The 12,414-nt window shown below is 38.0% G+C and carries 8 protein-coding genes; 2 read left to right on the forward strand and 6 right to left on the reverse strand.

The features are described 5' to 3' along the window. Positions 1-12 precede the first annotated feature (12 nt). The 3 genes from LC454_RS18255 to LC454_RS18265 are packed head-to-tail and all read right to left on the reverse strand — an operon-like array spanning position 13 to position 4,838. The gene (locus tag LC454_RS18255) at positions 13-573 is read right to left on the reverse strand and encodes a chemotaxis protein CheB (protein WP_223583882.1); all 561 of its coding nucleotides are present in this window, start codon (positions 571-573) and stop codon (positions 13-15) included. Between the two features lie 6 nt (positions 574-579). Then, positions 580-1,389, reverse strand: a complete 810-nt coding sequence (locus LC454_RS18260; RefSeq protein ID WP_223583883.1) for a CheR family methyltransferase — start codon at positions 1,387-1,389, stop codon at positions 580-582. 17 nt (positions 1,390-1,406) lie between these two features. After that, positions 1,407-4,838 carry a response regulator gene (locus LC454_RS18265; protein WP_223583884.1) on the reverse strand — a complete coding sequence of 1,144 codons (3,432 nt, stop codon included), beginning with the start codon at positions 4,836-4,838 and terminating at the stop codon, positions 1,407-1,409. A 602-nt stretch (positions 4,839-5,440) separates the two neighbouring features. Here LC454_RS18265 and LC454_RS18270 point away from each other — a divergent pair. After that, on the forward strand, positions 5,441-5,959 hold the full coding sequence (locus tag LC454_RS18270) for a KdsC family phosphatase (protein ID WP_223583885.1): 519 nt from the start codon (positions 5,441-5,443) through the stop codon (positions 5,957-5,959). After that, positions 5,959-6,540 carry a Maf family protein gene (locus LC454_RS18275; protein ID WP_223583886.1) on the forward strand — a complete coding sequence of 194 codons (582 nt, stop codon included), beginning with the start codon at positions 5,959-5,961 and terminating at the stop codon, positions 6,538-6,540. Before LC454_RS18270 ends, LC454_RS18275 begins: the two co-directional genes overlap by 1 nt. 37 nt (positions 6,541-6,577) lie before the next feature. Here LC454_RS18275 and LC454_RS18280 read toward each other — a convergent pair whose 3' ends face one another. The 3 genes from LC454_RS18280 to LC454_RS18290 all read right to left on the reverse strand — a co-directional run bounded on the left by LC454_RS18280 (position 6,578) and on the right by LC454_RS18290 (position 12,411). Continuing rightward, positions 6,578-9,166: a TonB-dependent receptor domain-containing protein gene (locus LC454_RS18280; protein WP_223583887.1), complete on the reverse strand. Its 2,589-nt coding sequence runs from the start codon at positions 9,164-9,166 to the stop codon at positions 6,578-6,580. Between the two features lie 103 nt (positions 9,167-9,269). Next, positions 9,270-9,689, reverse strand: coding sequence for an HYC_CC_PP family protein (locus LC454_RS18285; RefSeq protein ID WP_223583888.1), 420 nt, complete (start codon positions 9,687-9,689; stop codon positions 9,270-9,272). 256 nt (positions 9,690-9,945) lie between these two features. Then, positions 9,946-12,411 (reverse strand): phosphocholine-specific phospholipase C, encoded by a 2,466-nt coding sequence (locus tag LC454_RS18290; protein WP_223583889.1) that lies wholly within the window; start codon positions 12,409-12,411, stop codon positions 9,946-9,948. Between the last annotated feature and the right edge of the window lie 3 nt (positions 12,412-12,414).

Consider the following 12,414-nt stretch of genomic DNA (forward strand, 5'->3'; position numbering starts at 1 on the left):
TCTAAATACAACTTAGGTTAATTGCATGATGTAATCTTTTATTTCGGCTATTGTTAAGATCTTATCTTGCGCATTTAATTCTATGGCCGCCTGTGGCATAATTGGAACCTCAGCATCCAGAGGATCTTGTACAAAAGTGCAGCCACCATATTTTTTAATCATCAACAACCCTTCCGCACCGTCCTGATTAGCTCCAGAAAATAAAATAGCGGTACAGTTTTCTTTATAGACTTCGGCTGCAGATTCGAAGGTCACATCAATTGATGGCCTTGAATATTGAACGGGTTCAGAGATATCTAAAGAAAAGCTATAATCAGGCTCGATGAGCAAATGATAACCCGCCGGAGCAAAATAGATTGTTCCATCAGCTATGGTTTCTTTATCATCTGCTGTTTTTATTTTCTGCAATAACGCTTTTGATAATGTATCTTCAATGCTCGATGCATATTTAGGGTTTCTGTGCACAATAACGATGACCGGAATTTGAATAGGGCGTTCCAATGCTTTTAAGATGTTTAAAATAACGCTAAACCCGCCTGCGGATCCCGCTAATAAAAGAATTTTCCGTTCCATCTTGATCTAACCTATTTTTTGATAAATGTTGTGCTTTTTGTTTACAACCTTAAATTTTGCCGCATTTTTGTAGTTAATCAGAGATTCTTTTGAACCCAGACATAAAAAACCAAGGTGACAGAGTGAATTATAAAATAAATCCAACACCTTTTCCTGGAGGTTTGTGTCGAAATAAATCAACACATTGCGGCATGTGATCAACTGAAATTCATTAAATACCCGATCGGAAACCAAACTGTGTTGGGAAAAAAGAACATTCTTCTTGAGGCTATTATTTATCGTGGCGGCATTGTACATCGCAGTATAATACTCGGATAAAGAACTTTTGGGATCCGTTTTAATGAAATTCTCAGAGTAGTCTTTCACCTTTGCTAAAGAATAAATGCCTCTTTTGGCCTTTTCCAATACTTTTGTGTTGATATCCGTTCCATAGATAAACGAACGCTGATAGAGCCCGGCTTCTTTTAGTAGAATTGCCAATGAGTAAACTTCTTCCCCTGTGGAACAACCTGCGCTCCACAACTTGATATGAGGATAAGTGGCCAGATAAGGGAATACATCATTTTTTAACGCTTTGTAAAATTCCGGATCTCTAAACATTTCAGTCACATTGACCGTAATTTCCTGTAAAAGATAAGTACTGAAGCCTGGTTGGTTAATTAATTTGGATTTTAATTCGACCAGATCTAGTTTATTGAGCTCCATAATTCTGGTGACACGACGCTTTAAGGATGACCTTGTATATCCAGAAACATCGTAGCCGTGAAGGTTTTTGACAACGTCAATAATTTCCTCCAACTCTTCAAAAGTGATCATTGCTGCTATTTTATTGCTTAACTCAACCATACACGCATTAAGGATATCAATTTATCCACATCAACTGGTTTGCTAATATAATCGTTTGCTCCTACTGCGATTGTCTTTTCCCGGTCACCTTTCATAGCTTTTGCTGTAACAGCGATAATGGGAAGATTCGAGAACTTCTTATTCTCCCTTATTTTTTCGATAGCTTCATAGCCGTCCATAACGGGCATCATAATGTCCATTAAAACAAGATCGATATGCTCATTGCGTGCTAAGATATCCAATGCTTCTTGACCATTATTTGCGATCTCTATGTTCATGTCATAGCTCTCGAACGCGGTACTTAAAGCAAATATATTTCGCATATCATCATCTGCCAGCAATACTGTCTTGGAAGCTAAATTGTTCTCCACAAGTACAGATGAACTATTGTTAAATGAATGATATTCCGTTTTGCTACTTCGGATTTTATTTAAGAATAAATTGACCTCGTCAATTAATCTATTGTTGGATTTGGCTGATTTTAATACCATGGCCTGACTATGGTGCAAAATTTCTGATGTTTGTTCAGGACTTAACTCCATTGCGGTGTTAATAATAATCGGCAGATCCTTAAATTCACTATTCGACTTGATCTCATTGAGCAGTTCAATACCAGATTTATCGGGTAAATTTAGATCCATAATGATGCAATCGAAGATTTTTTCCTGAATCAATAGATCGAGCGCCTGTTGTGCATCGAATGCCTGAAATATTTGAATATTTTGTTCTTCAAGAGATTGTTTAATAAAATCACTTTGAATTTCTTGATCCTCTACCAATAGAATTTTCTTAATAGGATGGCTTGTTGAAGCTTTGATCTTCAGGAAAGTTTCGGCGAGAGATTCTTCAGATACAGGTTTGGACATAAACCCGATAGCGCCAGCAGATATAGGTTCATCATGGAGAAATGTTCCTGCGGACATCATGTGTACAGGGATATCTTTGGTCGAAGTCGCTTTTTTAAGATTACGTAGCACCTCCCAACCATCCATTTTTGGCAACATAATATCTAATATGATTGCTGCGGGCATTAAGTTTCGTGCTTTATTGAGCCCATCCTGTCCATCGTAGCTAATATAGACATCGTAACCATTTTGCACTGCATAATCTTTGAGGATATCTGCAAAGATGAAATCGTCTTCGATAATTAACAGTTTATTGTTTTTACTACTACTGTCAATTGGTTGGTCTTTTCCGATCGTTATATCTTCTAATTGAGGATATGCAATTGTCGTATTTGTTTCAATGACGGGTAATTCGGAGATTTTTCCATCTTGAGCGTCTGCTTCCAATGGCAAACTAAAAATAAATACACTTCCTTCGTCAACTTTACTGTTTAGTGTGATTCTTCCCTTTAATAGACTCGCTATTTCACGGCATATGGACAAGCCAAGTCCTGTACCACCATATTTGCGGCTTGTGGAACCGTCTTCCTGCTTAAAGGCGTCGAATATAAGTTCTTGTTTTTCTGGAGCGATCCCAATGCCATTATCTTGGACTGTAAAATATATGTTTCCATCCTCGACATTTATCTTGAGTGATACGGTACCATTTTCACCAGTAAATTTAAATGCATTGGACAATAAATTTTTTAAAACCTGTTGTATGCGATGCTCGTCACCAATAAATTCCTGCGGTGTATCTCCATCAATTTCGATATTGAATTTGATGATCTTTGATTCAGCGGTATCATGAAAAAAGTCTTTAATATAATTGACCAGATAATTCGTGTTGATATGCTCTTTTTGAACTTCGACTTTTCCAGATTCTATTTTTGCTAAATCCAACAACTCGTTGATCAAGTGAAGGAGGTCCGAACCTGCACTATGAATGACGGAGGCATATTTTATCTGATCGTCATTCAGGTTTTCCTTTTTGTTATCCTGCAACAATTTGGCAAGTATAAGAATACTGTTAAGTGGAGTCCTTAATTCATGACTCATATTTGCCATGAACTCAGACTTATACTTGCTTGATAATTCAACTTCTTCTATTTTCTGGGCGATTGCCTGTCTTGCTTTCTCCAGATCTTCATTTTGAGCAAAGAGTAATTTTGCCTTCTCATCTAATTCATTGTTCGTCTGGATGAGCTCTTCCTGCTGTACCCTTAGCTCTTCTTCGGAGGCTTCTAGTAAATGGGTTTTATGGATTAATTCTTCGTTAGTCGTCCTTAATTCTTCTTGTTGTGCCTCCAGTTCCTCGGTTTGCTGTTGAAGTTCTTCATAGAGATCGGCGAGTTTGCCATGCGTCTGCGCAACTTTAAGAATAATAGCGATGTTACCTTTTACTTTATCCAAGAAATTGAATCGCAATTGTTCCTCTTTTTCATTTACCAGTGGGCAACAGATTTCCATCAACCCAACACAATGATTTTCATAAGTAAATGGAATAATGTAAATTTCAGTCTCGATCCTATTGGATAAAGAAGTCTCTAAAACGAGATGAGCGTGATCAATATCCTTGATTTTGACAACAACATGTTTGTTAGCTACTTCGCCTAAAATACCATCATTTTCCTTAATGCTCTTTTTTACCTGCTGTGTGGAAGCAATCCCTATTTTATGGCATAATTGATACTCCTGATAAGTATCATCAAAAACATAAACCGTACCTCCCAATGCTTTCGTCATATCCGTAATAGCATTTAGGCTGATCTCTGCTATTTTTTTATCACTATAATCACCACGCAGCTGTTCATCAATATGATTGATCGCATTTAAAATCCAGTTATCATTATTGGTCTGATCTTGCAGGAGTTGAAGACGCTTATTTGATTCTTGTTGACTGTTGACTGTTGACCTTAACACTTTTGAAATCGAGAAAATTTTGGCCAGAATATAGAAAAATCCGCTTAAACCGATCGCAATGAAGAGATAAGTAATGTTTTGTGCGAGCTGAAGATCGTTCCTGGACTTTTCCAGTCGATTTGCTCTTTGATCGAGCAGGTCCCTGGATAATATATCGATCTGATTGAAAATAGTTGTTTTCTGCTCGTGAATGTATGGTGCTGAAGTGTCATTGTTAGTTTTGGCATAGGCGATATCTTTATCAAAATCGTAGAAAAGTACAATTTCATTGCGCAAAGTTTCGATCACATGTGGTGAAACCTCATACAGTTCGTCCACTTTACTAATAGCTCTCAATAACTCATCTGTTTGTTTTCGTTCGACTTGGTAAGGAACAAACAGCGCAGGATCTCTTTTTGCGAAATAATGGTGTTTAATGTCATTGACATCATCTATGTTTGATCTAATTTCATTAATTATATTAAATCTATTTTCGGCTATTCGAACAATATCGCGTTCATTATCAAGGATGTGATGCAAAGAAATAAAAAAATATAGGGCGGAAATAAAAATAAGCGAAAAAGAAATTATCACTCCTATGGTAATTTGCTTTCTATAATTTTTTTGATCCATGTGAGAATGAGTTTAATGAATTTTTGGTCGCCCAACTATCGTTCATTTTTCTGTAGGTAGTTTTCCTGATATTACCTGGGGAAAAAAAGATATATGTAAAATAACAAAAAAACTTGCTATTCCTAAAATAGTCACAAATACGAATAGATACAATATTGTAAATAATGGAAGAAAAAGTCCTAATAAAACAAAACCCTGATGATGGGCACCAGGGTTTGTTACTAACCAATTATAAACCTAAATTATGAAAAGACTTTTTAAGGGCGACCAAACTAAATTAGTTGCCGTGTTTTTTGCTTTGAAAAACTAAGTTGATTGTTTTTTTAATCTTATGCAGCTTTTAACAGAATTATCCATTTCAATAGCGCTGTTAGTGTTTTCATAGCGAGATAACCTTTAATTATCTTCTACAAAGATACGGCAAATATCAGGTTCAATCCAAATGTTTTTTATAATAAGTTGCTAATACAACTATGTTGTGACAAATAAATGATATTTTGGCTTATTTGAATAATTTGCTGACAGAAATCCAATAAATAAGACCATATAAGTGTAATCGTATATTTAATTGAAATGCCTTATTTTTACAAAAATATATTTCGATGGTACTGACTGAATTTAAAACGATAAAAGGATTTGTATTGGATGTGGATGGCGTATTGACAGATGGAACTGTACAAGTCAACGAGAGGGGAGTGCAGCTGCGAACTTTTAATATCAAAGATGGATATGCGATGCAATTGGCTATAAAAAAAGGCTATCCGATCTTTGTCATTACTGGTGGGGCTTCAAAAGGGGTGGAACTGCGTCTTCAAGGGTTGGGAGTTAAAGAAATTCACTCCCGTGTCGCAGATAAACTTTCGCTATTGAAAGCATTGGCTAATGCGTATAATCTTGGACTTGATCAATTGATGTATATCGGGGATGATATTCCTGATTTTAGTTGCATGCGATCTGTTGGTTTGGCTGTGTCGCCGGCAGATGCTGTGGAGGAAATTAAGAAGATATCGCATTACATTTCTGGTTTTAATGGTGGAAAAGGAGTCGTAAGGGAACTGATCGAAAAAGTACTTAAAGTACAAGGGAATTGGTGGGAGGATGAAACGATAAAAAGCATTTAATGATGTTGGAAAATTTAAAGAATAAAACGGTTATCTTGGGTTCTCAATCGCCTAGACGGAAACAGTTATTATCAGGATTAGGAATCGAGTTTGAGGTAGAGGTTCGGGAGACTGAAGAGTATGTTGATCCGAGTCTTTCTGCTATTGAGGCAGTTCGACAGATCGCAATGCAAAAAGTGAAAGCTTTTGCGGATAAATCGGACTGTTTGGTTATCTGTGCCGATACCGTTGTTGTTTCGACAGCTGGTGAGATTTTGGGAAAACCAAAGACTGAGACTGAAGCCATGCAGACTTTAGAAAATTTATCCGGAAAGAAGCATTTGGTCATCACTGCTGTCGCTACACAGTGGCAAGGTATAGTACATTCCTTTGTGGAAACGACAACAGTCTATTTCCATGTCTTGGATCGGGATGAGATAGATTATTATGTTACTAATTTTTCGCCACTTGATAAAGCGGGGTCTTATGGTATTCAGGAATGGATTGGTTTAATTGGCATAGAGAAGATAGAAGGTGAGTATAATAATGTGGTGGGGCTACCAACAGCACGGTTATACCAGGAACTGAAAAAGTTAATATAAAAAAGCGGCAAAGCCGCTTTTTTATATTAAATCAGTATTATTTTATGAAATAACGTATCCCTGTATAAAACATCCGTCCTGTTAAAGGGCCCCATAACATGGAGGTATCGAAGTAATTTCCGAAGGGTTGATCCGCTGCAAGGATCGGTGTTTTCTGGAAATAGTTTGAAAGATTTTCCCCGCCTAAATAAACAGTGAAGTTTTTATCCTTTCCAAATGTTTTGCTGATCTGCGCATTCATCGTAGCATATGTTTTTGATTCGGTTGGCATCTGGTATTCAACTGGGTTGTCTATGGTTGAAGGTATACGTTTTGGTCCAACAACATTCAACGTATAATCTAAGCTCCATCCGGAATGATGATTATAGGCTAAATTGACAAAACCACGGTGTTTAGCTAACAAGGGTTTAGTTTTTCTTCCACTCTGAAAGTCGGTTTGTACATCCAATAGACGGTAAGCCAATCTCGTTTCAAAATGTGGGGCAGGCATAAACCGAAATTCTGTCTGCAAACTGTTTGAAAATGATTTTCCTGTTAAGTTGTAAAAACTGATTTCTCTCGGATTCTCGTAGTCGACCACGACCTGATTGGAAAAGCTGTTATGGAAAAATTCAACCGAGGCAGAAGCTTCTCTTCCAAATATGCGCATGTTTTGATCCACCGCAATTCCTGTGTTCCAGGAAACTTCTGGTTGTAAGCCATAGGCTTTATTATAAATATCCTGGGACTGAATGATCAGTCTTCTACTACTAGCCAAAACGGCTGTATTCTCCGCAAAGATATTTGCTGTACGCTGACCTCTTCCTGAGCTTGCACGGAATGTAGTTCCAGTAATAGGAGCATAGCGTAAATTTAAACGTGGTGTGGTAAACCATCCATACAATGAGTTGTAATCTTGACGTAGACCCACTACTGCATCAAATTTTTCGGATGGACTAAAGGTGTATTCTGCAAATGCACCTGAAACGACTTCTTTACGTTTGAAATTTTGATCTGTTAAATACCATTCATCGTAGTTATCGTAATTGATAGAGGCACCAACACGATATTTATGGGCTACAGTACCTATGATATCCTGGAACAATAGGTTTGCGTAACCATTCTGTTGCTCAGAATTATAGTTTTTTAACCCGAAATAGCTTTTTTGATTGTAGTTGGAGCCGGCTAATTGTAAACCAATACTGCGGTGTTTGTTTTCTGGAAATACATAACCGATTTTAGCAAAACCTTCAACACGTTCGATGTCAAAACCAAGACCATAACGATTGGTCGTTCCTTTATCTGTTTTTTTGTTAAAATCTATCTGTCCCCCAGTACGATCATCATTTAAATACTTCACGCCAAATTGTACCATTAAACCTTTGCCATTCTCATAGAGCCATCTGTTTACACCAGAGAAGAGATTACCAACGGGCACATCCCTAAATCCATTGTGGCTAAAATTCATGGATTTATTGTACATAAAGTTGTCGTGCAATAACACTGATGTTGACCAATGTTGACCTAATTTTTGCGAAAGATTCAAATTCACATCGGTACGTCCCATGTTATTGGCGTAAGCATTAAAAAACAGCCTTTCGGAGTTTTGAGGTTTTTTCAGTTCAACGTTGATCTGACCAGCCATACTTTCGTATCCATTAGCTACCGAACCAACTCCTTTGGCAATTTGAATGGATTCGATCCAAGTACCAGCAATGGAATTTAGTCCTAGCGGTGACGCCAGACCGCGCGGTCCCGGTAAGTTCTCTACCGTCAATTGGGTATATATACCACTTAGACCCAGCATCTGAATTTGTTTACTACCAGTTACAGCATCAGCGCTGATCACATCCACTGAGGCGTTGGTCTCAAAGCTTTCACTTAAATCACAGCAGGCCGCTTTAAATAGTTCTTTCCCGGTTAGGACCTCCAATCTTGCAGGTGTCATACGATCAATATAAGTGGATTTACGCGTTCCTTTGACTTCGACCTCCATTAGCACATTACCTTTGGCTGTAATCATGACAACCTCATGTAAGTCTTTAATTGTAATCGTATCGGATTTCATGCCAACGTAACTAACAACAAGTTTGTCAAAACCTTCTTTGTGTTCTAACTTAAATACACCATTCTCATTACTTCGGGTATTTCTGCTTGGCAAATTTGCCCAATGTAAATTAGCTCCAACAATTGGTTTTAGATCTCCTTTTTCATTTTCTTCGACAACAACACCTGTCACGGTATGTGGATGATCATGATGTCCAGCTTCGGTAGGTACTACCTTTTTTTCAGGAACCTGTCCATTTTCCAATCTGGGATACATACAACATTCATGAAGCTTTGCATAGGATTCGTTACTTGCAACTAGATTGTCTACATCGTGTCCGACTTGGGCAATATTCTTTTTGATTGTTTCCAGTTCAACTTTTTGTGCATTGTATTTAAGATGTAGCAAATTATCACTCGCGTTCCATACAGCGCTTTCGACACCTTGTAATTTTGCGGCAGTCTCGATCCTTTTTTTACACATCGCACAGTTACCGGCTACTGTAAGTGTTCTTGTGCTGTCGCTTTGTGCTTGTACAATTGCGAAGGAAAATAACAATAATAGGGTTGTAGTATATATTTGTTTTAAAATTTGATTCATAGTTTTTTGATAATGTACGGCCTAAAAAAACGTGCATAGCATGTAAGGTCGAAGGTAATATCTTCGACGTTTATTTTGATTAAAAATCAAAAAAATTAGGAAATCAAATTCTGAAACTCTGATTTAGAATAAATACAGAAGGACTGTATCTCTTTAGGAAGGTGTTCTGATTTGTACTTAATTTGGATGAACTATCCTCATCTGTGGAAAATTGGTAATAATTATGTATCCAGTGAAGCGTGATAATCGCCGGATAGAAATTATTGAAATTGAGTGTCTGAGATAATCTGTTGAAATCATCTACTTTTTGGGCAGCGATGGTTACGTCTTTACAACTACCCTCCTGATGACAGTGGTTTTGATGTTTTTTTTCTGACTTGGCACACATCGGACAATGAGCCGTTTGATTTTGGCTTAATGATACACTTTGTGCTTCTCCTTGACAAAAATGGAAATGTAGAGTTGCACCACTTGCGGCGAGCAAATAAAAAAATAAGCCGATAAACAATGCAATTTTCCTCATTTCAACAAAAGTAGAGAAAATTTGTATTTTTTTTTTGTAATATTTTGGATAAATGTTATAACTTGTAGATGAGAAATGAAAAACCAAAAATTACCGTTATGATGTGTCTATTATTTATTAACTCCATCAGTTTATATTTATTAGCTGTTTTTTTGATCGTTGGTGCAGTTTTACTTTATAAAGGATTTTACCACGTTATTCGTCGCATACAGGAATAATATTGAAAGAAGGGGCATAGCCCCATCTTAATTTTTTGTTATCGGCTTAATAGTGGATCACTTTTTCCGCTTTTGCCAGTTTCTATACGGCCCGCATATTGCTCTTGGAATGTATTGCAATCGTTGCAGCTGATACGGAAATCATACCAAAAACTTTGTTTGGAAAGATCAAACTTAATAGTCGTTGACTCACCGCTTTTAAGCTGGACTTCTTTTTTGCCCTGTCCATAACTGATGTCTTCAAGTAAAAGCTGATGATTTTTACTGTCTTGATTTATACAAGTGAACAACAGACGACCCGTAAATGATTTTTCATCTCTGCTCTTTTCATAAGTACAACGGATTTTGATATTTGGATGTTTAGCGTCGCCTTTAAACATACGATAAAATCCATTTGGTCCATATACATCAAGTTGAAATAATCCATTTTCAAACGCATGGATGGCCCAATTGTCTGACAAACTGCCTCCTGGGGATACGGCATAGTTACGGGAAGTTCCAATCTCACCCTTATAAGGAGTACTATGATATACTGTAAACGGTGAACCCGCAGCGCGGTCTCCAAATATCTTGTTTGAAGCTTCAAATGTCAGTTGATACCTTCCATCAGATAGATATTCTCCATGTGTATAAAGCTCATAGGGGAGAGTGCATGAGTCGCGAAGCCCTTCTTCTTGTTTTGGAAAATAAGGTGAGTGGGTAGTATCCTGCTCAATCTGCTTAATCTCATTTGCAGTTAATGCCTTGAATCCCATCGGAAGACCTTTAAATTTTGCCTGGTGAATCTCTTTGATAAATGGCTGACGTTCTAATACCAATGGCTTTTTGATTACCTCTCCATTATAAGGTCTAAAAGCAGAACTGAGATCTCCGCAGACCGCACGTCGCCAGCTGCTCACATTGGTTTCCTTTGCTTCTTTGTTTACTTTGTGGCTAATGAATTTCTCTAAAAATTGCAAGCTTGAGGTATGGTCGAATACCTGTGAGTTTACCCATCCACCCCTTGTCCAAGGGGAAGCAATGATTAGAGGGACACGATAGCCCAAGCCGATGTTGCTTTCTCTTCCACTTTCGGGGTAATACTGTTCGTCGCGACATACAAATTCCAATTTTGGGTCAATATCTGAGGATACTTTACCACTATCTGCTTCATAAGGATTAGGAGCTGTAAAAGGAGCAAAGTGATCAAAATAACCGTCATTTTCATCATAAGTAAGGATAAAGATTGTCTTTTTCCAGACTTCCGGATTTTGTGTTAGGATATCCATAATTTCACTCACATACCAGGCCCCAAACCAAGGAGAGTCTGGATGATCCGAGAAAAGTTGAGGTGGAGCAAGCCAGGAAACCGTTGGTAGTTTACCTGCTTCGACATCTTTTCTAAATTGGTATAATACATCACCTTTTGGGATTTGCAGTTCCCGTTGACGCTCGCCTTCCTGATAATGCATCGTTTCGAGCTCCATGTAATCGGGCTGTGCACTGTTATTCACAAATGCACGACGATGAATATCTTTCGTTCGTTCATCAAGTTTTTCAAAGTTTTCCGCCGTGTATTGTTGTAGCTCTTCCAAGACATGTTGATGTTCCTTATGTAACTTTTCAAGCGCATCTTTGGTCGTTGTGGTGGCTATTTTTTGTTCAAGTTCTTCTTTTTTGCGTGCAAGCAGCTCTCTATAGCGAGGACTATATTTGACTTGATATTGTGGGAAATATTCCATGGGGTTACATCCAAAATTCGCTAACCAGCTATTGGCTTCTCCACTGTATCCAGCACTGCTTGACGAGATTTCATTTTGGTATATTTTCCAGTCTACACCAAGTGCTGAAAGACGTTCTGGGAAAGTCTTCCAGTTTGCTTTACCACTAAATTCTGAATCACCATTCCATACCAATGCCTTTCCGTTTAAGTTTTCCCGAATATTAGCTGTCCAAAAATAAAGTCTATTGGGATTCGTACCTGTTATACTCGAACAGAAATGTTGATCGCAGATCGTGAAAGAATCTGCCAGCGAATAGTAGAATGGAATGTCTTCTCGTGTATAATGTCCCATGGTCAGTGGAAGGTCTGCGAACTCTTTAAAACCAGAGTGTTTAACATCCAGCCATTTGTCCATCTTTCCCTTGTTTCGGGCATCGGTTTGATCCGTCCAATTATGAGGTAAACATCCCATCCACGTAATTTTTGAATCTTTAATATCCAATCGGAAAGGAGCGTATGTCTCACCTGTCTTCTGCGTCTGTAACCACACTTTGTTTCTGTTTGGCTGGCGGATCGCCCTTGGATCATTGAAACCCCGTACTCCTCGTAGTGTACCAAACGCATGATCAAAGGATCTATTTTCCTGCATCAGTAGAACCACATGTTCAGCATCATAAAAGGTGCTCCCCAAAGCGGGGTTGATGGCCATTGCTTTTGCAATAGCAGAAGGAATAACCTGTGAAAGTGAGGCTCCTCCGGCAAGCATTGCTGCTTTTTTTAGAAAATCTCTTCTTGTGTCCATGTT

It is taken from the genome of Sphingobacterium sp. GVS05A, from assembly GCF_019969845.1.
In the GTDB taxonomy this organism is placed as follows: domain Bacteria; phylum Bacteroidota; class Bacteroidia; order Sphingobacteriales; family Sphingobacteriaceae; genus Sphingobacterium.

What these genes read in the sequence shown, in the direction of transcription:
- LC454_RS18290 (WP_223583889.1), bottom strand. Translation starts at nt 12,411, where the DNA reads ATGGACACAAGAAGAGATTTTCTAAAAAAAGCAGCAATGCTTGCCGGA.
- LC454_RS18260 (WP_223583883.1), bottom strand. Translation starts at nt 1,389, where the DNA reads ATGATCACTTTTGAAGAGTTGGAGGAAATTATTGACGTTGTCAAAAAC.
- LC454_RS18280 (WP_223583887.1), bottom strand. Translation starts at nt 9,166, where the DNA reads ATGAATCAAATTTTAAAACAAATATATACTACAACCCTATTATTGTTA.
- LC454_RS18275 (WP_223583886.1), top strand. Translation starts at nt 5,959, where the DNA reads ATGATGTTGGAAAATTTAAAGAATAAAACGGTTATCTTGGGTTCTCAA.
- LC454_RS18285 (WP_223583888.1), bottom strand. Translation starts at nt 9,689, where the DNA reads ATGAGGAAAATTGCATTGTTTATCGGCTTATTTTTTTATTTGCTCGCC.
- LC454_RS18265 (WP_223583884.1), bottom strand. Translation starts at nt 4,838, where the DNA reads ATGGATCAAAAAAATTATAGAAAGCAAATTACCATAGGAGTGATAATT.
- LC454_RS18270 (WP_223583885.1), top strand. Translation starts at nt 5,441, where the DNA reads ATGGTACTGACTGAATTTAAAACGATAAAAGGATTTGTATTGGATGTG.
- LC454_RS18255 (WP_223583882.1), bottom strand. Translation starts at nt 573, where the DNA reads ATGGAACGGAAAATTCTTTTATTAGCGGGATCCGCAGGCGGGTTTAGC.